16 protein-coding genes are annotated in these 21,662 nt (G+C 64.6%); 10 read left to right on the forward strand and 6 right to left on the reverse strand.

Annotated elements, in window-relative coordinates:
* From FRC98_RS11460 to FRC98_RS11490, 7 genes are all read left to right on the forward strand, one after another.
* The coding region (locus tag FRC98_RS11460; protein ID WP_230467519.1) for an RCC1 domain-containing protein at window positions 1-840 on the forward strand (840 nt) is incomplete at its 5' end.
* 705 nt (window positions 841-1,545) lie between these two features.
* Window positions 1,546-2,508 carry a hypothetical protein gene (locus FRC98_RS11465; RefSeq protein ID WP_146981556.1) on the forward strand — a complete coding sequence of 321 codons (963 nt, stop codon included), beginning with the start codon at window positions 1,546-1,548 and terminating at the stop codon, window positions 2,506-2,508.
* 38 nt (window positions 2,509-2,546) lie between these two features.
* Window positions 2,547-3,632 carry a hypothetical protein gene (locus tag FRC98_RS11470; protein ID WP_146981557.1) on the forward strand — a complete coding sequence of 362 codons (1,086 nt, stop codon included), beginning with the start codon at window positions 2,547-2,549 and terminating at the stop codon, window positions 3,630-3,632.
* A gap of 117 nt (window positions 3,633-3,749) precedes the next feature.
* On the forward strand, window positions 3,750-4,202 hold the full coding sequence (locus tag FRC98_RS11475; RefSeq protein WP_146981558.1) for a DUF6918 family protein: 453 nt from the start codon (window positions 3,750-3,752) through the stop codon (window positions 4,200-4,202).
* Between the two features lie 12 nt (window positions 4,203-4,214).
* Window positions 4,215-4,976, forward strand: coding sequence for a DNA repair protein RecO (gene recO / locus FRC98_RS11480; RefSeq protein WP_146981559.1), 762 nt, complete (start codon window positions 4,215-4,217; stop codon window positions 4,974-4,976).
* A gap of 105 nt (window positions 4,977-5,081) precedes the next feature.
* The gene (locus FRC98_RS11485; protein ID WP_146981560.1) at window positions 5,082-6,221 is read left to right on the forward strand and encodes a fatty acid desaturase; all 1,140 of its coding nucleotides are present in this window, start codon (window positions 5,082-5,084) and stop codon (window positions 6,219-6,221) included.
* A 584-nt stretch (window positions 6,222-6,805) separates the two neighbouring features.
* Window positions 6,806-8,515, forward strand: coding sequence for a bifunctional metallophosphatase/5'-nucleotidase (locus FRC98_RS11490; protein ID WP_146981561.1), 1,710 nt, complete (start codon window positions 6,806-6,808; stop codon window positions 8,513-8,515).
* Window positions 8,516-8,881: 366 nt separating this feature from the next.
* Here the strand turns inward: FRC98_RS11490 and FRC98_RS11495 are convergent, their stop codons facing one another.
* From FRC98_RS11495 to FRC98_RS11515, 5 genes are all read right to left on the reverse strand, one after another.
* Window positions 8,882-9,916 carry a pectin acetylesterase-family hydrolase gene (locus FRC98_RS11495; RefSeq protein ID WP_230467520.1) on the reverse strand — a complete coding sequence of 345 codons (1,035 nt, stop codon included), beginning with the start codon at window positions 9,914-9,916 and terminating at the stop codon, window positions 8,882-8,884.
* 28 nt (window positions 9,917-9,944) lie between these two features.
* A complete protein-coding gene (locus tag FRC98_RS11500) occupies window positions 9,945-11,042 on the reverse strand; it encodes a pectin acetylesterase-family hydrolase (RefSeq protein WP_230467521.1) in 1,098 nt (365 codons plus the stop codon).
* Between the two features lie 91 nt (window positions 11,043-11,133).
* Window positions 11,134-11,988 (reverse strand): hypothetical protein, encoded by an 855-nt coding sequence (locus FRC98_RS11505; protein ID WP_146981564.1) that lies wholly within the window; start codon window positions 11,986-11,988, stop codon window positions 11,134-11,136.
* Entirely contained in the window at window positions 11,988-13,070 is a 1,083-nt protein-coding gene (locus FRC98_RS11510) for an endonuclease/exonuclease/phosphatase family protein (protein ID WP_230467522.1), read from the reverse strand. Before FRC98_RS11510 ends, FRC98_RS11505 begins: the two co-directional genes overlap by 1 nt.
* 290 nt (window positions 13,071-13,360) lie before the next feature.
* Window positions 13,361-14,893, reverse strand: coding sequence for a hypothetical protein (locus tag FRC98_RS11515; RefSeq protein ID WP_146981567.1), 1,533 nt, complete (start codon window positions 14,891-14,893; stop codon window positions 13,361-13,363).
* Window positions 14,894-15,397: 504 nt separating this feature from the next.
* Between FRC98_RS11515 and FRC98_RS11520 the strand changes: the two genes are divergently transcribed.
* Window positions 15,398-17,248, forward strand: coding sequence for a hypothetical protein (locus FRC98_RS11520; protein ID WP_146981568.1), 1,851 nt, complete (start codon window positions 15,398-15,400; stop codon window positions 17,246-17,248).
* Here FRC98_RS11520 and FRC98_RS11525 read toward each other — a convergent pair.
* Window positions 17,203-19,149 carry a cation:proton antiporter domain-containing protein gene (locus tag FRC98_RS11525; RefSeq protein ID WP_283809652.1) on the reverse strand — a complete coding sequence of 649 codons (1,947 nt, stop codon included), beginning with the start codon at window positions 19,147-19,149 and terminating at the stop codon, window positions 17,203-17,205. The two genes, FRC98_RS11520 and FRC98_RS11525, sit on opposite strands and share 46 nt — an antisense overlap.
* A gap of 278 nt (window positions 19,150-19,427) precedes the next feature.
* Between FRC98_RS11525 and FRC98_RS11530 the strand changes: the two genes are divergently transcribed.
* Window positions 19,428-20,192: an SDR family NAD(P)-dependent oxidoreductase gene (locus FRC98_RS11530; protein ID WP_146981570.1), complete on the forward strand. Its 765-nt coding sequence runs from the start codon at window positions 19,428-19,430 to the stop codon at window positions 20,190-20,192.
* A gap of 103 nt (window positions 20,193-20,295) precedes the next feature.
* Entirely contained in the window at window positions 20,296-21,588 is a 1,293-nt protein-coding gene (locus FRC98_RS11535; protein ID WP_146981571.1) for a HEAT repeat domain-containing protein, read from the forward strand.
* Window positions 21,589-21,662 lie beyond the last annotated feature (74 nt).

Genomic DNA, 21,662 nt, shown 5'->3' on the forward strand with positions numbered 1-21,662 from the left:
AATGCCGAATCATCTTACGATTCCCCCCTTCTTCTTGATGACAATGACGTCTGGAATCATGTTGCTGCGGGCAATGAACACACCTGCGCCATTACTGAAGATAACGCCCTTTACTGTTGGGGAGATAGTGCCAGCGGACAACTCGGTCCCAATGCCGTCGCAAACGGACGAACGCAGGTCGAAATCAACGACGGCGGCACCCCCATCAACACCTTCGTGGCCGTCGCCGCCGGCGATGCGCATACCTGCGCGGTGACGGCGGTGGGGGCGAATGGGTGGTGTTGGGGGAGTTTTTCGAGTGGGCAGTTGGATGGTGAGCCGACGGGGGATAGTGCGCCGCGTGAAGTGGGCAATGTTATTTCAGACTCGAACTCCTCGACTTTAGAGATTACCGCAGGCATGACCCACTCCTGTGCGGTAGCTATGGTAAGTGGCCAAAACAGAGCCTACTGCTGGGGAAGTACGTCTTTTGGCAAACTCGGACACGATGAAAATACATATCCGAATCGTCCTACTGGTCTTAACAACGTTCAACGGATCACAAACGGTTCAGATCATACCTGCGCTATCGAAAACGGTGTAGCCAAATGCTGGGGGGCGAATGTATGGAAACAACTTGGACATAGTGGAAGTTCAACGTCCGTCGCTATTGCAAGTGACGTAGATGGTTCTTACACGGGCTGGACCGATATCGCCGCTGGCGGTCAGCACACCTGCGGTATTGCCGACGGTACAATGCATTGTTGGGGGCTCAATGAAGATGCTCAGCTGGGCTATCCCACGGCTGGCCAAGATAGTAATGTTGCTCCCACAGAAGTGGATTGGCCCTACACCCCTTAAACTCGGGCTCTGGCCAACACGTCCGATCAAAAAACACCCCACCGCCTTTAACCTCCCGGCGGTGGGGTGTTTTGCGTTGGGCTCGGGCTGGAAGCTCGTGCTCGAGCTCGAGCTCGTGCTGGTAGCTCATACTCGTACGGGTAGCTCGTCCTCGATCTCGAACTCGATCTCGATCTCGGACTCGGACTCGCGAACCCCAACCGCCCATTACGAATCGACCCACTCCGCAACCCCCCGGCGCCCCACAACCACAAAACCACAAAACCACCTAACCACAACCCGCGAACCGCCGGCCGCCCACACGAATCGACCCACTCCGCGCCCCCCGGCGCCACACAACCACACAACCACAAAACCACCTAACCACAACCCGCGAACCCCAACCGCCCATTACAAATCGCCCCACTCCGCAAACCCCCGGCGCCCCACAACCACACAACCACAAAACCACACCCCGAGCGCATCCAGGGCGGCGCCTGGCAAGGAGGCAGGGATGAAGCTGTGGCAGCGCCACCGCGAATCCCTGACGACACAGCCAGCGTCGTCCTGGGGCGCTCGGCACCCTTGAACTCCCCGCCCCCCAGAGCAATAGTCATGTCTCATCATGTCACGCAGTACCCGCTCTCGCGAGACCGCATCCACGCGCCGTAACCGTGGTGTTGTACGGGCTCATCGCCTTTAACAACCTCCACCGCCGGGGTCCCGATGCCTGCGACCAACGTCTACGCCACCCACCACCGCCTACTCGCCCACCTCTTCGTTTCGCTCCTGGCAACCGCGCTGCTCGCTTTGCCGGGTGCTGCGTTTGCGCAAGAGAACGCCGAAAACGCCGAAAACGCCGAAAACGCCGAAAACACCGAAAACACCGAACATACAAAAAACGCGGAGCCTGACGAGGCGGTCGAGACCTTGGAAAACCTTGAGGCGAGCGACGAGGAGCGCGCCCTGCGCTTTTACGAAGCGGCCAGCCAGGCCTACCAGAGTGGCGAATACGGGAGGGCGGCCGATCTGCTCGAGAATGCTCGCCGGCTCCACCCCGACCCGGTCTACACCTACAATCAGATCCTGGCGTACGGGGCGTTGAAGCGGCCGGGGTACGCGCTGGCGTTGCTCCAGGAGAACGCCGAGGTGCTCCGGAACGACGGGCGTTTTGCCGGGCTGGATGCGATCCGCGTGGAGCTTCAGCAGGAAGTGGCTGCGCGCGATGCCCGGGCTGCGCTCGCGTCGCAAGAGGTTGAAACAAAAGAGGAATCCACAGCCGAAGCGGCGGCGATTGAGGCACCGCCGGAGGTCGACGAGGCCGCTCCCAACGTGCTGGCCTGGTCGCTGGTGGGGGCCGGCGGGGTGGCGATCGGGGCGGGGGTGCTCTTTGGCAGCGGTGTACTGCTGAGCGATACGGTCGACCGGCTCGAACGCAGCCGCCTGCCCGAGGCGGAGCTTGCGGTGTATGAAGGCAGCGAGCGCACCCGCGCCGACGATCTGCGACAGCTTCGCACCCACCAGACCCTCAACGTTGTGCTCATCGCCGGTGGGGTTTCTCTAGGCGCGGCGGGCGCCACCATGGTATTTCTCGACCGGCGCGCCGACCGCCCCCGGCCCCACGCGCTTCGCGTCGCGCCCCTGCTCACTGGCGAGCACGCCGGCGCCCTGCTGCGAGGGCGATTTTAGTTGTTTTCGATCATGCCGATAAAGTGACCCCTTCGCCCATGCCCTCTTCCCCCCACGCGCTTGAGCTCTTGCGCGAGCTGCTCCCGGAGTTTCCCGGGCTCCCCGAGCTTGAGTCGCTCGCCAGGGTCTTTGTCGACGTGCTCGAAGCCCAGGACAGCGCCTATGAGCGCCTGCTGCTCCCGGCGCTGGGGCTGGCCGAGCGCCGGGAGTTTCCGGCCCGCGAGATGCGCCATGGCGAGTCCTCCCTGGAGCTGCCCGAGCAGGCCTTCTGGCTTTTTGACCGCACCCGTCAGGCCAGCTGGCTCGACGCGGCGATGCTCTTTCCTTTTGAGAACATCGACGACTGGCTTGTCCTCTACCGCACCGCCGACGTCGACGAGGCCACCCACCGCGCGCTGCAACCTCTGCTGGTGCCCAGGCTTCGCCAGACGCTGACCTCGTTTCCCTGGTCGATCGTCGACTACGGCGGCGAAGACGACGGGCGCATGGACCACGACGAGTTCGTGCAGCTTATCGGTCAGGGCCGCTGGATGCGCGTCGACCACGACGCCAACCAGGGCATCTTCGGCGTGGCCACCTGGGCCGGGCAGGAGCGCCAGGAGATCTGGCGCGCCACCATCGACGACCACTTCCGCGCCGGCCTCGACCCGCTCTCGGAGGAGCCCCCCGAGCACCCGATCCTCCTCCCGGAAGGCTGGCAGCTACCCGACCCCGACGACTGCGCCGGTCGCGTGGCCGCCGAGCTCCTCGACGACGTCTACCACAACCTTCGCCGCTACGTGCTCGAGCGTCACGGCTTTGACACCGAACGCCTGGGCACGCTGATCCTGTGGCGCGACTGGCCCGATGAGCTCTTTGAGTTCGACGAGCGCGAAGATCCGCACCATCTCAGCCTCCCGCTGGCCATGAGCGATGAGCTCGGCGTCGACCCCACCCTCCTCGACGCGCTTCTGACGCGATGGCTCACGCTCTGCCTGGAAAAACGCGCCCGCGCGCTCCCCTTCTTTGGCGATATTCTCAGCGTGAGCCTGCCCCCCACCACCCTGCAGCTCCTCGACGCAGCCGGCGCCCCACAACCCCACCCACTGGCCGCCGAGGAACTTTTTGGCGCTCGCCCGCGTTGACTTCGCGCGCTTTACACACACCTTTGCTGAATACTAAAAGCGCCGCTTGTTGAGGCTCCCTCCTGACGGGTGTTGAGCCTGTATTTTATTGATCTTCTGTCTGCTACCGAGAGATTCATGCCTACGCTCACCGAAAAACTCGCCAAGGTCGATCGCCAGAAAGTCATCAAAGACGCCGCCCGCCTCATTGAGGACGAGGTCGCGTCGAAGAGCGGCCTCTCGGGCATGGCGATCAAAGGCGGTTACAAGGTCGTCAAAAAGATCAAACCGGCGATGATCGAGGAGTCCATCGATCACCTGCTCGACTCCTTCACCGGCGCGCTCGACCCCCTCTACCAGGACTACGTGGAGAACGCCGCGCTGAGCACCTTTGAGGCGTATATCCAGAAACACGACGATCGCGCGGCCAACGATCTTCTGAGCATCACCGATGCGAAGGCGGAGCGCTCCGACAACAAGATCCTCAAGTCGACCTACGGCAAGCTGCGCGGTCAGGCCGAGAAGCATGTCAAAGACGCGCTGCCCGGCGTCGGCCGCCTCATCGATCGCTACGCCCCCAAAGCTGCCTGAACCCGGAGCGGCATGTCCTCGCGCCACTCACCCTGCTTCATCTTACGCACCGTCGCCTACGGGGAGCGTGACGTGATCGTCACGCTCCTGGGGCGAGATTCCGGGCGTTTTGCGGCCCTGGCGCGGAGCGCGCGTACGAGTCGCAAGCGCTTTGGTGGCGCGCTCCAGCCCCTGCGGATGGTCGAGGCCATCTACACCCCTCCCACCCGCGGCGACCTGCACACCCTGCAGGAGCTCGACGTCAGCGAGGATTACCCGGGGCTTGAAGACCGTTTAGAGCTTTTGAGTGCGGCAAGCTACGCCACCGAGCTCGTGCGCGAGACCTGGCGCGAGGGCGAAGACGCCCGCGCCATCTTTGAGCTGCTTCGTCAGCTCTACGCGTTTCTACCCCGCTGCGAGGACAACCTCGACATCCTCTGCCTGGCCCACCATTTCGAGCTGAGCCTGCTCAACCTCTACGGGCTGGCGCCGGCGATTGCGCATTGCGCGCGCTGCGCCGCCCCGGCCGACACCCTGCCCCGGGCGCGTTTTGCCCGCAGCGGCGAAGGCCTGCTCTGTGAGGCATGCCGCCATGCGGGGGAGGCGGTGGGGGTGATTCACCCGATCACCCTCCAGCTGCTTTTGCACCTGGAAGACCCGCGAAACCCGCGCCCTTCCGTGCCCCTGGAGGACGCCCTTGCGCAGGCCCGGCGCGTCATCGATACTTCCGTTGACTCGCTGGTCACCCGAACGCTCCCCGCCCGAGACATGCTTCGATCTCTGGTCACAATCTGATACAAATTCACCAGAGAGTACGCGTAGATACCCCGCACGCGCGCCCCTGCTCGACCTTTTACGCTTTTACGCCCGCCACGCTGACACACCTGTGAGACCCCATCGATGGAAAACCATCCCAATGATCGCCAGCCCGTTAAGATCCTCTGGGTCAACGCGCTCTTTCTGATCGGCACGCCCCTTCTGGCCGCCATCCTCGCGCCCCTCTACATCGCCGCCAACGGCGTGCACTGGAGCGAGGTTGTGGCGATGTTCGTGCTGTGGATCTTCACCGGTCTGGGCATCACGGCGGGCTACCACCGCATGTTCTCGCACCGCGCCTGGTGGGCGGCCAAACCGGTGCGACTCCTACTGCTGATCTTCGGGGCGGCGGCCTGGCAGAACAGCGTCATCGCCTGGTCGGCCGGCCACCGCTACCACCACCGCGACGTCGACACCGACGACGATCCCTACACCATCAGCCGCGGCTTCTGGTACGCGCATATGCTCTGGGTGATCATCAAAGGCGCGCGCCACGACGACTTCGACAACGTGCCCGACCTCTGGAAAGACCCGCTCTGCGTGTGGCAGCACAACAACTACAACCTGATCAGCGTGGGCTTTAACCTGGGCGTGCCCCTTCTGCTGGGCGTTTTGACCAACAACATTCTGGGGATGCTGCTGTGGGCGGGGCTTCTGCGCATCGTCTTTGTGCACCACGCCACCTTCTTCATCAACTCGCTGGCGCATATGTGGGGGAGCCGCCCCTGGACCCAGGAGCACACCGCCCGCGACAACGCGATCCTGGCGTTCTTCACCTTCGGAGAGGGCTACCACAACTTCCACCACACCTTCCCCGGCGACTACCGCAACGGCGTGCGCTGGTGGCAGTTTGACCCGACCAAGTGGCTGATCTGGACGCTGGAGCGGGTGGGCCTTGCGACCAACCTCAAGCGCAGCTCCTTCGATCGTCGTCTGCGCCGGCGCTGGAGCAACCTCTACGAGCGCTACCAGGCCCAGCGCGAGGAGTGGGAGGAGCAACTTCAAGCCCAGTTCGACGAGGCCAGCGCCCGCTTTGAGGCCTCCCTCGAAGAGGCCCGCGCGCTGCACCGCGACTTCGCCCGCCGCGCCGAAGAGCTCCACACCGAGGCGGCCCGCGAACTTCGCCGCGCCCGCCGCGAAGCCGAGCGCCGCGTCATCGCCGAGTACCGCGAGTTCAAACGCCTGCTCAACGAGATGCCCCAACTCGCACCGGCGACCGCCTGACCCAATCCTCACCCCGACCGCATCCAGGGCGGCGATGGCAAGGAGCCAGGGATGACGCTGTAGCAGCGCTACTGCGAATCCCTGACGACGCCGCCAGCGTCGTTCTGGGGCGGTCGGCGCCCCGCAGCACCTCGGTGTTGCGGGGTTTTTCAATTTCTTGCCCCACCCAACCCGACCGCATCCAGGACGGCGATGGCAAGGAGCCAGGAGGAGCGAGTAGCAGCGCTACCGCGACGACGCAGCGACGCCGCCAGCGTCGTTCTGGGGCGGTCGGCGCCCCACAACCACCCAACCACCCAACCACAACCCGCGCCCCACCGAACGTCCTCACGAATCGACCAACTCCGCGAACCCCGGCGCCCCACAACCACCCAACCACCCAACCACAAAACGCGCCCCACCGAACCCGACCGCATCCAGGACGGCGATGGCAAGGAGCCAGGAGGAGCGAGTAGCAGCGCTACCGCGACGACGCAGCGCCGCCGCCAGCGTCGTCCTGGGGCGGTCGGCACTTTGCTGCCCTCCCAAAATTACGGTACACCTTCGTCGCTATCGCTGACCCTGGCCGCTCTTCGGAGGCTTGTATGATCTGGACCCCTCGTGTTGTCGCCGCGCTCGCTTCGCTCGCGCTTGTTGCCTGCTCCTCGGGCTCCGCCCCCGACGCGCCCCCCATCGAGACACCTCCGGCCGCCGAGAACGCCGAGCCGGTCAACCTGCGGGTGCTGGCCTTTAACGACTTCCACGGCGCGCTGGAGGGCCCCTCCGGCAAGGTCTGGGTCGATGGTGAGAAGGTTGAAACCGGCGGCGCAGCCTACCTCGCTGCGCATATCAACGCCGAGCGCGACGCCGTCGATAACGCGCTGGTGGTGGCCGCAGGCGATCTAGTGGGCGCCTCACCGCTGGTCTCCGCGCTGCTCCACGATGAGCCCACCATCGAGGTGATGAACGCGCTCGGCCTCGAAGCGACCGCCGTGGGTAACCACGAGTTCGATGAGGGCTACCAGGAGCTTCAGCGCATCGCCGAGGGCGGCTGCCACCCCACCGCCGGCTGCCGCGAGGGCTACACCTACGAGGGCCCCACCTTCAGCTACCTCGCTGCCAACGTGCGCATCACCGGGGAGGAAGACACGCTGCTTCCGCCCTACATCATCCGCGACTTCGACGGCGTGAAAGTCGCCATCATCGGCATGACGCTCGAAGACACCCCCTCGGCGGTCGTGCCCACGGCGGTCGAAGGGCTGGAATTTTACGACGAGGTCGAGACCGTCAAGGCGCTGCTTCCGGAGCTTGAGGCCGAAGGTGTGGCTACCGCGATTGTGCTGCTGCACGAGGGCGGCGTGATCCACGGTGAGCAGACCGACATTGGCGAATGCCCCGACGTTCAGGGCGCGATCGTGCCCATCGCCGAGGCGATGCCCGCGCTGGTCTCGGTGATCATCACCGGCCACACCCACGCCGCCTACGTCTGTGAGTTTGGCGACAAGCTGGTGACCGCCGCGCAATCTTTTGGCCGCGTGGTCACCGCCATCGACATGACCATCGATCGCCAGACTGGCGAGGTGCTCGAGCGCAGCGCGCGCCAACGCGCGGTCACCCGCGATGTGGAGCCCGACGCCGAGATCGCCACCCTGATCGACACCTACGCCGAGATCTCCGCTCCCCTGGCCGAGCGCGTCGTCGGAAGCCTCACCGCGCCCATCAGCCGCGAGCGCGACGCCTCGGGCCAGTCGCCCCTGGGCAAGCTCATCGCCGACGCCCAGCTCGCTGCGACCGCCGGCGCGGACATCGGCGGGGCGCAGGTCGCCTTTATGAATCCCGGCGGCATCCGCTCCTCGCTGGAGCCCAACGCCGAGGGCAACCTCACCTTTGCCGACCTGCACACCTGCCAGCCTTTTGGCAACACGCTGGTCACCATGACGCTGACCGGCCAGCAGATTCACACCCTGCTTGAGCAGCAGTGGATCAACCCGGACCGCACCCACATGCTCGGCGTCTCGGAGGGCTTTAGCTACACCTGGAACGCCGACGCCCCGACTGGCGAGCGCGTCGACCCCACCAGCATGGCCCTCAACGGCGAAGTCATCGACCTGCAGGCGAACTACCGCGTCACCGTCAACAACTTCCTGAGCACCGGCGGCGATGGCTTTGCCGTGCTCACCGAAGGCACCGAGCGCGTCGTCGGCCCCATCGACCTCGACGCCCTGGTGACCTACGTCGAAGAAAACTCCCCGCTGAGCGCCCCCGAAGACGAGCGCGTGATGGTCATCGGCCAGAGCGCCGCAGCCGCCGAATAAACCTCACACCCCATCACCCACCCCACAAAAAAGGACGCCCACCGGGCGTCCTTTTTAGTTCAAACCTCCCCCCACCAAAACCCACGATCAACCACATAAACACTGAACTTCTCCCCTCCCCCAACCAACCCGCACACCCCCGACCCTCCACTCGAATCGACCCACACCGCAAGCCCCCCGGGCCCCTCAACCACCCAACCACCTGACCACCCAACCACAACCCGCACACCCCCGACCCTCCACTCGAATCGACCCACACCGCAAGCCCCCCGAGCCCCTCAACCACCTGACCACCCAACCACCTAACCACAAAGCGCGAACCCCGCCTCCCCAACCAACTCCCAACTCCGCCCCCCCCCAAGCCCCTCACTCCCCCTCCACCCACCACCTCAAAAATTCTGGCAACTCCTGCCCATCCTTATCGCGACGGTTCTTCCAGGAGGTGAGCATCACATGCTCATTGCTCGCCACGGAAAACGCCCGCATCCCCTCACCCTGATAGGCGTCGTTAACCAGCGCGCGGGTGCGCGCCCCCATATCGAAGAGACCGATGGCAAAGAAGACCGCGATCACCGAGTCGTCTTCAAAGGCCAGCAGCCCGATGCGCGAGTCGGGGTGGGCGGCGCCCACGGCCGCGGGGATGGCGTCGGCCCGTGCCTCGCACCCCTCGCACTCGGGGGGCAGGGTCATCTCCCAGACGTTTTGCCAGATGCCCCAGCGCCCCTCCCCGGGCTGCACAAACTGCGCGGAGTCGGCCAGAAGATGGCTCTGAGCGCCGGGAAAAGCCTCATCGAGGCGCCAGAAATTCAGTGTGGCGCCGTAGCCCCCGGCGCTTGCGCCGAGCATCCAGACCCGCTCCACCTGCGGGAGTTCTTCGCTCAAGTAAGCGAGGTACCGCGCCATGTTGACCGCCCCCTTATGGTGCACCATGCGCTGGGGTTGGAAGGCGTCGTGGTTCTTAATGGCGTCGCCGCTGTGCAAATCGCCCGTGCAGTAAGGCACAAAGGCGTAGCTGGCGTCGGGCCAGGGGTTGGCGTCATCCTCACGATCAAAGAGCCCGCTCGCGATCAGCGGGCGCACCTCCGACTCGAACTTCGCGGCGGTGTACTCCCCCTCGATGTTGATGGCGGCGTTGAGCACGTAGCAGCTCGTGCCATCCCAGCAGGCCCCGCCGCCGTTCAAAAAGATCACAAGATCGGTGGAGGCCTCATTGAGGTTGAGCCCCAGGCCGGCCGGCCCTCCGCCGCCGCAAAAAGTGTCCACCAGGGGCTGGTACACCCAGCCGGCCTCCACCGGGGTGGGTGTGATGTCCACATCGGCCCCCACATCGCCTGCGCCCGCATCATCGCCAGCGCCAACGCCGGTCTGCCCGGGGGCGGGCACACACGCAGCCGTCAGCACACAAAACCCCAGAACCGCCCACCAACCCCTACTCCGCCGCCTGCGCATCGCTCACCTCTCCTGTGACCCACGCCCGATAGAAGCTCTCCAGCCGGCGCTCATCGCGGCCGGTCAACGTGCGCAGCTGCAGAAGCGTCTCATGATCGCCGCCCTCCGCCACAAACACCCGCATGTTGGGATGTTCTTGATAATACGAGCTTAAATGCTCTTCGAGCAGCTCCGCAAATCGCGAAGGCGCCGCGCCGAAGTAGGTTGAGATCACCGCGTCATGCGAAAAGACCGAGAGCGCAAAGCGCGACTCCGGGTAGCGCTGCGCCAGACGGCTCGGGATGAGCTCGCTGTTCTCCAGACAGCCCTCGCAGGCCTCGGGCAGCGTCATCGCCCAGTTGGTGCGCCACTCCTCCCAGCGCTCATCTTCCAGAGTGAGCCAGGGTGAGGCATCGGCGTAGGCGTGCACCTCGGCGCCCTCGAAGGACGCGTTGAAGAGCTCAAAGTTCAGGGAGACCGCGTAGCCGCCGGCGCTCACACCCAGCAGCCAGACCCGCTCCACCTCGGGAAAGAGCTCGCGAGCGCGCTCAATAAAAAGCTCCACGTTTCGTCGCCCCTGGTGGTAGACCGGCCCCTCCAGCCCCAGGCCCGGGTAGGTCGTCTGGGTGTAGCCGGCATGAAGATCGCCGGTGCAGTAGGGCACAAACATAAAGTTGGCAGCGGCCAGCGGGTTGATGGCGTCTTTGCGGCTGAGCACGCCGGCCTCGGCCAGCGGGTGGACCTCTTTTGCGAGCTGGTCGCTGGAGTAGCGGATCTCGGTGTTGGCGGCGGTCTCTAAGATGCCGCAGCTCATCGCATCCCAGCAGGCGCCGCCGCCGTTGAAGTACACCAGAAGATCGCGGCTGGAGCGGCCCGCGTTGACGCCCACGCCCACTGGCGAGCCGTTGGCGCAGCGCGCGCCCTGCGCCTCGACGTAGTACCAGCGCTCGGGCTGAAGGGGGCGGCCCTCGCGCCAGACCTCCACCTCGACCTGCGGGTTCTCACCGCGGCTTAACCCCGGGGCGATCACACAGCCCGCCAGAAGCGCTCCCCCCAGGAGCAGCGCCAGCGCGATCTTCATCGTCTTCATCATTTTCATACACGGTGGCATCGTGCGCATCGTCGCGTCCCCTCCGTCCAGACATAGGTCTGCTCGCACCGCCCCCCCCACCTCCCCGCCACACCCGGAGCTAGAAGCCCCAGGCCAACTCGAGGGTGGGTGCGATGTTGAACATCGTGCCAAAAGGATAGCCGGCGTAGCTCAGCCGGTAGCCCAGCTGCGCCATAAAGCCCGGGCTTGTGGTCAGGCGCAGCGCGGCGCCCTGCTCCACCGCAAAGGCGCCGTCAACGCCGGGGTAGGTAAACGCGCGCACATCGGCCTCATAGCCCAGTTTGCCCGCGATCGGCCCCTGCATATGCACGCTCATGATCCCGGTGGCCCAGCCGAACATCGCCGCAGTGCGCGGATAGACAAAGGGAAGATCGATGGAGACCAGCTGCGACTCCCCCACCCTCGGGGCAACCTGCACGCCGAGCCCCAGGCTCACCTTATGCGCCCCCACCTCGCGCGTGACCAGAAGCTCGCTCTGCAACGACAGGATATGCGGCACGGCCCGGTCGGCCGGCAAGATTCCGCCGATGCCCTCCCGCGCCATCAAACGGAAAAGCAGCGTCGGGTAGGTCAGCTGATGCTTGCTCGCCAGGTGCCACCCACCGCGGGTGCCGTGGCTCACTTTCAGCTGCGCGTTGGGCGCCACAAAGAAGAGCAGCGGGTGCACCGCAAGCTCCATCTTCTCGCTCAACCCGTAGCGCAGAGGCCCGAAAAGCCCCACCTCCCAACGCCCCACCTCACTCAACAGGGCTGTATCACCCACAAACGCCCGACCCGTTGCGTTGGCCTCATTGCCCTCTTCGGACGCAACCTCGGCTTCGGCCTCGGCCTCAACCTCAACTTCGGCCTCAACGCCCGGCGCCTCCTGCGCGCTGGCCAGCGCCGGCATCAGCAACATCAAGAGCGCGCCCATCCCTATCCATCGCTTCGCCATCATCGCTCCTCCAGCGCAAAGCGCACGGTGATCGGCGCGTGATCCGAGAGCGGCATCGTCTCCATGCCGCCGCTGGCGGCGTCCTGATGCGTCAGCCCCGAGCCCGGCACGAAGGTGCCGTTGGTGAAGAGGTAGTCGAGCTTGCGATTCCAGAAGGTTCCGCCCTGGGTGGAGTGGGTAAAGTATGGCGCGTTGTCAGCCTGGTAGTCTTCCAGCGGAATCGCCGGGGTGTAATCCTCGTAATACGCCGTCAGCGCGTCTTCTTCGGCGCGGAAATCGTCGGCCTGAAAATCCTCCGACTCACATACCGAATCGACAAAGTCGTTCTGCTGCACACTTCCGGGCGGGAGCGTGTTCAGATCGCCGCCGGCCACAAAGACGCCGCCGGCGCGGTCGATGCGGTCGAGCTCATCTTTAAACAGATCGATCTGCAGCTCTTTGGTGCCATCCTGCGCAAAGGCGTCGGTGTGCACGTTGAGCACGTGCAGATCGCCGTACTCGGGCACCTCCACGATCGAGGTGAGGATATGACGTTTTAAATAAAAGTAATTGGTCAGCGCGTCGTTGGTGCTGATCTGCGGCATGGCGATGCGCTGGGCGTCGCGGATCGGGTATTTTGAGAAGATCGCGTTCCCCATGTTCACGCGCCCGATGCCGTCGGTGGGCACGTGGTGGGCGCGCCACTGCGAGGCAAACACCGCGTAGTTGAGCTCGGTATTATCGAGGATCCACTGCACCTGGTCGACGTAGGCCACGCGTTTGGAGTCGATGTCGACCTCCTGCACCAGGAGCACATCGGGGTCGACCTGGCGGATCTTGCTGGCGAGCCCCTCCATGTTCTCCAGAACCTCGTCTTCTTCCATCAGGACGCGATCGCCGTGGCAATCAAACCAGAAGTCGATGCGCGCCCCGCCGAACTTGATGTTCCAGTCCATCACCACCAGCTCGCCAGTGGGCGGCTCGGTGGCGATGAGCTCCTGGGCCTCATAATACTGCGCGTCTTCGACCTCATCGAAGGACGCGTTGAAGGGGTCACAACCCCACAGGGCTGTGGCCAGCGCCTGCGTTAGAACCACTCGCATCATCCACCTCGTTACTCGACCCGACACCTCACACCTCCCTTGGTCCGGAGCTTTTGCCCGGCAATCATTCATCGGTCCTGCGTCGGCGCGCCTCGCCAGCCATCGCGTTCACTGCACGAACGCTAACGGCTTTCGGGCCTACTGCATAGCCTCACCGCCCCGTGGAGAGGCGCGCCGCAGGCCAACTTCTGGCATATCGCCCGAAGATCCCAAAAAAAAGCCGCGCCCCATTTAAGGGCGCGGCTCGTCTCAACCTGAGGATGATTGTCGGCGCTCAGCGCCCTGCGCGCTTACTCCTCGCAGGCCACCGGACCGATCGCTTCCATCGGGTGCGCGGGCTCTTCAGCGGCCGGCTCAACCTCATCGATGCACATGCCGGCTTCCACTTCGACGACGATCTCGGCGGACTCCGAGCTCATCATCAGCTGGCCGCGCTCAAGCTTGATGCCGGCCTCACCGATGCGCAGCGCCGGGCTCTCATCACCGTCGATGACCAGGCTGAGCACGTCGTCGAGCATCCACTCCTCAAGGTCGCTGATCACGTCCTGGGCGCGGTAGAGGGCGAGCATCAGCTCAAGGTCCAGGCCGGGAGACATGGAGATGGCGATGTCGTCGCCGTCTTTCGCAAGGTCCAGATCCAGGCTGTGGCCATGGGCGGCGTTGAAGTCCAGCGCGGCGACCTCTTCACCTTCCACAAAAACCTGCGCCGGGGAGGCGCCCAGGCCAAATCCGCGAAGCTCCAGGCGATCTTCGGCGGCCAAAAAGCTCAGCGCACCCTTAATGCCGGCCAGCGCCGCGCCGGCCTGGTAGGCCTCCTGGACCACCTCGCAGGTGAACTCGTAGTTGCCCGGCTCGCCAGGCACTTCCACATCGTAACACTCCTCAACTTCGCCGGTGGGGAAGCTCAGGTCCAGCGCGTCCAGATCGGCCTCAAAGCTGAGCTTGCGCGCCTCAATATCGGAGCGAATCTCCAGCGCCCGGGGGCTCGCTGCGATATTCACCGAGAACATCTCCCCGGCCAGCTCGATGGCCTGACCCACGGCCACGCTCAAGGCGACCTCATCGCCCGACTTCGAGAACTCGGCGCTCAGGCGGCCTACCATCGTCTCGGGAATGTCCTCAGAAAGATCTTCGCCAAGCTGAACCGACCCGAACTCCACGGCCTCTTTCACCTTCGCCAGATCCACGTCTGCAGAGACGCGCGAGGGGGCAAAGCTGAGCGCCAGCGGAGAGATGCGATCGGGGCCAACCATCACATCGATGTCGACCTCACCTTCTACAAAGGAGCGGGCCTGAAGACGAATCTCCAGCGCGTCGACCTCCTCTTCACACTCCGCGATGTCGGCTTCGTCCTCATCGGCGCAAACAACCTCGCCGCGAAGCAGGTAGGTCACCTCGGTCTCACTGGCGGTCTCGACGTTCGCATCGGCGAAGATGTGCTCTTCGAGCACGCGGCGGATCTCGTCGCGCTCTTCCTCGAAGTCGGGCTCAAAGGGCTCCACGGGTTCGGGCTCACAGGGGACGATGGGATCTTCGCCGATGGGATCTTCGCCGGGCATCGGCGGATCGACCGGCTCCACCGCGCACTCGTCACCGCCGGCGTTCGACCAGACGTAATCGTGAAAAAGACTCGACTCGCCAAGAAACGCCAGGCCCTCGGCCACCGCATCGACCGAGTTACCCGCGGATTCACTCACCGCCTGACGCACCGAGAGGGCATCGACGGGTTGCTCCTCAAGCTGCGGATCTTCGGAGGGGCCACAGGCCACCACACCACCGACAGCCACCGTAAGACCGAGCATTTTCAAAAGATCGTGACGCATCGTTCACCTCATCATGGGGGGGCGCTCATCGTGCAGCGAGCAAAGCATGAGCGGGTTTGTGCACAAAAGGGTTGGGGTTCATCGAAAGGGTGTCACTCCGGGACAGCTTCCGGTCAGGTACTTAAGCAGATCCCGTGCCAGCCTAATATCGACGCATTTCAGGCCCCGGGATTCAACTTCTGGTCAAGCTCTACTCCCACAACGCAGGCCGGATGTGAGAAGGACACTCCAACGCGAGGCGCCCCGCGAGTTTTCCACAGGGTTTTCCACAGGCCGGTTTTTCCACAGTTTTTCGCCACAGCGCGGTTGCCTGATGGCGAGTTTTGAGGCTATCTTCTGCAAGCCTATTCAGGGTGTGGCGCTTTTGATGAATGTGATGATTCATGGACGAATCTCCGCCCGCACCCCTCGCGTTACGCCGCGCTGAGCGCGACTTAAGAGCGATGCGTTTTACGCATCCTTCGGGTCGCCGCCGCGCGCACTCAACACCACGGAAGGTCGCGAATGAGCTCCTCCGACAGCACCCAACGCCGTGAGCAGGCCTGCGCCCTGCTGCACGCGCTGGTCGATCCCCGACATCTCGAGCGCCCCGATCAGGGCGCCGCACTTCGCCACCTGGCGATCGCGTCGCTGAACCTCACAGAGGAGCTCAGCGCCGAGGCTCTGGTGGAGGCCAGCGCGGCGCTGCCACTGGTTGCCCTTTACGATCAGTGGGCCGGCGGGCATATCGGCCCGGCCGAGGTCGCCGACGCGTTGCAGCGGCAGGGGTTGTTGAGCGCGCTGGGCTCCGAGGCACTGCACCGTCGGCTGGAGCGCGCGCATCATCTGGCGGCGTCGACGCAGGTGCGCCGCGCCCCGCGCGCGCTCAACGACGACGCGACCGAGGACGATCCTCGCCGGCTGGCGCTGGAGCAGGCTGCTGAACACGATCGCCAACTCGGCGAGCTCGCCAGCCTGGAGCCGGTGCGCGCGCTGGACCGCCTCATTGAGAAGGCCGGGCTACTGGCCAGCGCGATGGCAAGCCCGGTCGCCGAGCTCAAGCGTCTGATGCCGCCCTGGGAGATCGATCGGAGCGCGGGGGGACTGCTGCTGCTCGATGACCTGGAGCGCGCCTCTGAGGATGACTGCCCGCCGGCGCTGGCCCAGCTCAAAGTCCGTTCGCGCGACTTTGAGAAGAGCCTGGCGCAGAACCTGGAGAGCCAGGGCCTGCTGGTGGCCGTACGCGCCGCCCTGGCCTTTGGCCCGCGCGCTGGCGAGGAGGCCCCCTCCCAGCGCGAACTTCGCCACTACCTGGCCGGCTTTACCCTCTTTGCCGAAGATCCCGCGCTGCTGGCGCTGACCCAGGCGCTGATGGAGACGCGCCACCGGATGCTTCTGCATCTTCAGGGGGCGCTGCCGCTGAGCGCGCTCAAGTCCTGGACGATGTATCTGCGCGGCGAGTGCGCCGAGCTTGGCGATTCGCGCGACATTCCGCTGCGCGAAGCCACCCATTATGCGCACTACTGCCTGCACCTGCTCAACCTCTGCGACCTGGCCCACACCCCGGGGCTGACGCTTCGCGACGCGCTGCGCCGCTCGCTGATGAGCCGCGAAGAAGAGCTGCGCGAGCTTGTGCTCCTGGGCCAACGCCAGGGCTTAAGCGATCAGGAAGCCGATCTGGGCCGTTTCGAACAGGCGCGCTGGCGGGCCGAAGGCCCGCGCGCTGCCCTGGCCGACCGCCTCGCCAGGCTCAGCGGCGCATGGATCCACGGCGAAGCCCCCGGCCCCCTCGGCGCAAGCCCGCGCCTGGACGACCCGGCGGTCGAAGAGGCCCGCAAAGCCCTGGACATCGCCGACGCCTCGGCCGATGCCCTGGCCAATATGGCGCGTGAGGTTCACCTGGTCGGCCACACGATCTTCCAGAACATCGCGCTGGAAGAAGCCCTGCGACTGCTCGCCCTCTCGCTCGCCATGGCGCGCGACAACGGCCTTTTGCACCACGCTTCCCCCCGCATCGATCTTCGCCCTCTGACGCGCTGGCTCACCACACCGGGGCGCGCCCCGCACCACCGCGCCTTGCTGCGCACCCTCCTGCGAAGCGCCTCCCTCGACGAGCTCTTAAGCAACGAGGCCGGCACATTGCTGCCCGGGCTGCAGACCGAGCTTGATGAGGCTGACGCCACGCTGACGCTCTCGCTGGCCCTCGATCCGGGCCTCGACGCCCTGCTCACCCTGCTCGCCAGCACCCCCGACGACGATCCGCTTCACGACGCCCTCGCCGCACGGCTGCGACAGCTGAGTGTACAGGCCCCCACCGCCCCTCCCGCGCCTCAATACTCCGAGAGAAACACCACCGAGAGCGAGTTGTCCGGGTAACGCTCACTGAGCACCCGAGGCAGACGATCGAGCTCGGGAATCCAGGGCGCCGAGCGCGGCCGCGCGCTCAACGCGAAGATCATGGAGCCCCGATCCACCACCTCATCGAGCGTCTGCGCCAGCGTCGACCACGCCTCCACCGGCACGTACTTCGCCTCCATCTCCGGCTCCAGCGAATCGACGTAGTCGCGGTCATGCTCCAGGTGGCGCGCCTCACACACGACCATCAGCTCGGCGTCCAGCCTGGAGGCCAGCGTCTTAACCGAGTGCACCGCCTCAAAAAAGCCCGGTGAGCGCTCCGCAAAGGGCGGCACCGCCAGCACCACCCGCTCGGTGGTGGCCAGCGGCTCGTTGATGCGGTTCACAAAGAGCAGCTGGCGAGTCTCTTCGAGAAGTTGATCGAGCACGGTCCCAAAGATGCGCTCGCGGGTGGAAACATGCCCGCTCCAACCGATGAGCACCATGGAGATGCGCTCCTCGCGCGCCACGCGCGCGATCCCGTTGGCCACGTTCATCGCGATGCGCGTCAGCGGGCGCACCTGCACCTGGGCCTCGGCGCCTTTATCCACAAAATGATCGAGCATCTTGCGCTTGGCCTGCAGGCGATCTTCGGCATCCTGACCGTCGGTGACCACCATCAGCGGGAAGACCGGCTCGCGGCATTTTGGATCGCGCATATAGAGCGCCAGATCAAAAAGCTCATCGGAGGTCTTCGGGTTGGCCACCGGGACCAGCAGTCGCTCGCGCACCCGATGCTGCTCCACCGGCTCGGCCTCAGCGCGATGCGCCATCTCCAGGCCGTACTTCTCCACCAGCGCCGGACCCAGGATGCAGGTCGCAAGGATCATGACGACCACCGCGTTGACCAGCGTCCCGTCAAAGATCCCGGCCTCAAAACCGATCAGAGTCACCGCCAGGGTGGCCGCGGCCTGGGGCACGCTCAACCCGTAGATCGTCCAGCCTTCCGCCCAGGTGTAGCCGAAGATCTGGCGCACGATCAGCGACGCGGTGAGCTTGCCGATGCTCACAAGCCCCACCAGCACCGCCGCCAACTTCCAGAGTTCCAGGCTGCTGAAAAGCACCCTGAAGTCGATCAGCAGCCCCACCGAGATCAAAAAGAAGGGCACAAAGAGGGCCTCGCCATTAAAACGAATGCGCGCCATCAACGTGCTCTGCTCCGGCACCAGCCGGTTGAGCGCAAGCCCCCCGATAAAGGCCCCGATAATCGGCGCCAGCCCCACCGCCTCGGCGAGCCAGGCGGTGATAAAAAGCACCGTCATCAAAAACCCGAACTCCATCTCCGGGCTGTTGCGCACCGTGCGGAAAAACGCATACCCCAGTCGAGGTAGACCCAAGAGCACCGCCGCCGCATACGCCGCCACCGCCCCGCCAAAGAGCGCCCAGTCGATCGCGGCCACATCTCCGCTCAACGACGCCATCACGATCGCCAGAATCGCCAGCGAGAGCGTATCGGTGACAAGCGTGCCCCCCAGAGTCATCGTCACCGCGGTGTTCTTCATCAGCCCCAACCGCGCCACGATCGGATAGGCGATCAGCGTGTGCGAGCCGATGATCGACCCCAGCAAGAGCGAGGCCTCCATCGAATAATCCAGCACGTTGAGCGCCACCCACAGGGTGAGCAGCTGCGGGATGAAGAACGAGATCAGCCCGAAGACCACACTGCGACCTTTGAGCGTATTAAAACGCCCCAGATCCAGCGAGAGCCCCGCCTGAAACATCAAATAGAGCAGACCAACCGTGCCGAGCAGCACGATCGTCGCGTCGCGCTCCAGCAGGTTCAGGGCCGAGGGGCCCGCCAGCGCGCCCCCCAGGATCAAGCCGACCATCCCCGGGATCTTGAAACGCGTGACCACTTGCGGCGCTAAAAATATCAGCGCCATCAACGTCGCGAAGATCAAGACCGGGTTCGTGAATGGAAAAGTTACGCTGGGTCCAAATTCCAAAAACACCTCAAAGACGCACCGCTCGGCCACCTTCCATCGGTCGGCCAGCCGTCAGTTCTCATCACTTAACGCGCGGGTTGTACCGCATTTTTGCGCTTTTTCGCCACCTTCACCGGGCGCAGAGCCTGAGCGCGCGCGGTTCGACAACCCACAAACTCGCCATTACACTCCCGCGACCTGCCGGGATGCCCCCGTTTTTTTTATGAGGATCGACCATGAACATCGCCATCATCACTGGAGCCTCCGCCGGCATGGGCCGCCACTTCGCCCTGCAGTTCGACGGCCGCGCCGACATCGACGAGATCTGGCTTGTCGCCCGCCGCAAGGAGCGCCTCGAAGCGCTGGCCGGTGAGCTGAAGCAGACCCGCGGCCGCGTCTTCGCGGTGGATTTATGCGATGAAGACGCCCTCAACGCCTTCTTCGCCACCCTGGACGAAGAGGCGCCCAGCATCACCTGGCTTATTAACAACGCCGGCTTTGGCAAGATCGGCCGCTTCGACCAGGTTCCCGTTTCGACCAACCTGCAGATGATCGATCTGAACATCCGCGCGCTCACCGAGATCACCCAGCGCGCGCTCCCCTTCTGCAAAAAAGGCTCACACATCGTGCAGGTGGCCTCCTCGGCGGGCTTTTTGCCGATCACCAACTTCGCCGTCTACGCCGCCTCCAAGGCTTTTGTGGTCAACTTCTCCAACGCGCTCTCCCGCGAGCTTAAGCCGCGGGGCATCGGCGTGACCGCGGTCTGCCCGGGCCCGGTGCAGACGGAGTTTTTCAACGTGGCAGCAAGCCACGGCGGCACCAAAGCCGGCCCCGATGGCGTGATGGCCGACCCGGAGCACGTAGTGGCCCGCGCCATCAAAGATGCCGAGCGACACCACCTCAACTCCGTCTACGGCCTGAGCATCAAAGCCTTCATTTTGCTCACCCGCTTTCTGCCGCGTCAGCTGGCCATTCGCGCCACCGAGCGCATCTACGGTTGAAATGCACTGGCGCGCTTCGCCGTTTTGCCCACCGGCTCTTTCGCGTTCGTAGATCCGATAGCTCGATAGACGACGCAAACTCCTCTGCTACAACAGGTCGCCTGTGAAACGCCCAAAACTCGTCACGGACGTCTCCCAGTGGGGACTGATGCGCTGGCCGGCGCGCACCCGCGCCCGCCTGGTCATCTCCTCGCTGATCTTCATTGTGCTGGCGACCGCCTGCGCCTACTTCAGCGCGGACTACATTCTCAACACCAGCTCCTCGGTGATGTTCAACCTCGTGCTCATCACCGCGAACCTCTTTTTGTTGCTCGTCACCGCCTTCTTGCAGGCCGCGCTCATTGGCGAGTTTTTCTTCTCACCGGGGTGGCGCCAGCGCGTGCTGCTTGGCGAAACACCACCCGCCAAAAGTGAGCTCGGCGACGAGCTGCTCGCCGTCAACGACCACAACGCGGAGTTCATCGCGATCATCGCCATCGCGCTCCTCGTCAACGGCTTTGCCATCAACCAGCTCATCGGGGGCTTTTTTGACGCCTACCACAATGAGGCGTTTTTCCAGGTGCGCATGCGCTCGGACAATCCCGAGGAACGCCTGGCCTCGCTGACGATGTTGGCCGACCCGCTCAACAACCAGATCTGGGAGCGCCCGGCGCTTCGTCAGATGATCGTCGATGGGCTCGACGACCCCGACGCCCGCGTGCGTCGGCGCGCGGCCTGGACCGCCGGCGCCCTGCTGGTACGCATCGCCGATGAGAAACTCTTAGCCCTGGCCACCGACGACCCCGACCTTGAGACCCGCGCTCAGGCCGCCCACGCCCTGGGCAAACTTCCCCCCGCCGAAGAACATCGCCTGACCCTCGAAGGGCTCATCGCCGCAGACCAACCTGCCGAGGTTCGCCTGGGCGCCTTCCGCGGCCTGGCAGCCATGGCCGACGCCTACGCCGTGCCCGCCCTCCTCAATGAGATCGACGATCCCGATGAGACCGTCGCCGCCTACGCCTACTGGGCGCTCGCGCGCATCGGCTCCTCCGAGGCTCGCGACGAGGTCAAATCCCGCGTCGACACCCTCCCCCACGGTCCTCGCCGCTGCGCAGCGCTGGAGGCCTTTAAGATGGTCTCGACCAAAGACGACACCATCTCCGCACGGCGCCACTTCCAGCGTGTCGACCCCGAGCTCTACTGCGAGCCGCTGACCTTTGAGGAGCCCGACGAAAATATCCACCACGTCGTCTGGGGCGAGTCGGTGAGGCTGAAGTGGTTGAAGGTCGTGGGCAACACCGATCCCTTCTCGCATGAGGACTGGATGGTGCGCCTGGTCAACGACCCTGAAGAAGATGTACGCACCCGCGACGTCGCTGATGAAATCTTACGACAGATGCGCCGCGTTCAGCGTTGATGCCGGTTGAGTTTAGCGCCCGCCCGCACTAAGCTCCGCTCCACTGAACTTTTTGCCACACGACTTACCGGACC

The sequence above is a fragment of the Lujinxingia vulgaris genome (assembly GCF_007997015.1).
Lineage (GTDB): Bacteria > Myxococcota_A > Bradymonadia > Bradymonadales > Bradymonadaceae > Lujinxingia > Lujinxingia vulgaris.

Coding starts and splice junctions, on each gene's coding strand:
- FRC98_RS11475 (WP_146981558.1), top strand. CDS start 3,750: ATGCCTACGCTCACCGAAAAACTCGCCAAGGTCGATCGCCAGAAAGTC.
- FRC98_RS11520 (WP_146981568.1), top strand. CDS start 15,398: ATGAGCTCCTCCGACAGCACCCAACGCCGTGAGCAGGCCTGCGCCCTG.
- FRC98_RS11505 (WP_146981564.1), bottom strand. CDS start 11,988: ATGGCGAAGCGATGGATAGGGATGGGCGCGCTCTTGATGTTGCTGATG.
- FRC98_RS11465 (WP_146981556.1), top strand. CDS start 1,546: ATGCCTGCGACCAACGTCTACGCCACCCACCACCGCCTACTCGCCCAC.
- FRC98_RS11510 (WP_230467522.1), bottom strand. CDS start 13,070: ATGCGAGTGGTTCTAACGCAGGCGCTGGCCACAGCCCTGTGGGGTTGT.
- FRC98_RS11500 (WP_230467521.1), bottom strand. CDS start 11,042: ATGAAAATGATGAAGACGATGAAGATCGCGCTGGCGCTGCTCCTGGGG.
- FRC98_RS11525 (WP_283809652.1), bottom strand. CDS start 19,149: ATGGCGCTGATATTTTTAGCGCCGCAAGTGGTCACGCGTTTCAAGATC.
- FRC98_RS11515 (WP_146981567.1), bottom strand. CDS start 14,893: ATGCGTCACGATCTTTTGAAAATGCTCGGTCTTACGGTGGCTGTCGGT.
- FRC98_RS11490 (WP_146981561.1), top strand. CDS start 6,806: ATGATCTGGACCCCTCGTGTTGTCGCCGCGCTCGCTTCGCTCGCGCTT.
- FRC98_RS11485 (WP_146981560.1), top strand. CDS start 5,082: ATGGAAAACCATCCCAATGATCGCCAGCCCGTTAAGATCCTCTGGGTC.
- FRC98_RS11470 (WP_146981557.1), top strand. CDS start 2,547: ATGCCCTCTTCCCCCCACGCGCTTGAGCTCTTGCGCGAGCTGCTCCCG.
- FRC98_RS11530 (WP_146981570.1), top strand. CDS start 19,428: ATGAACATCGCCATCATCACTGGAGCCTCCGCCGGCATGGGCCGCCAC.
- recO (WP_146981559.1), top strand. CDS start 4,215: ATGTCCTCGCGCCACTCACCCTGCTTCATCTTACGCACCGTCGCCTAC.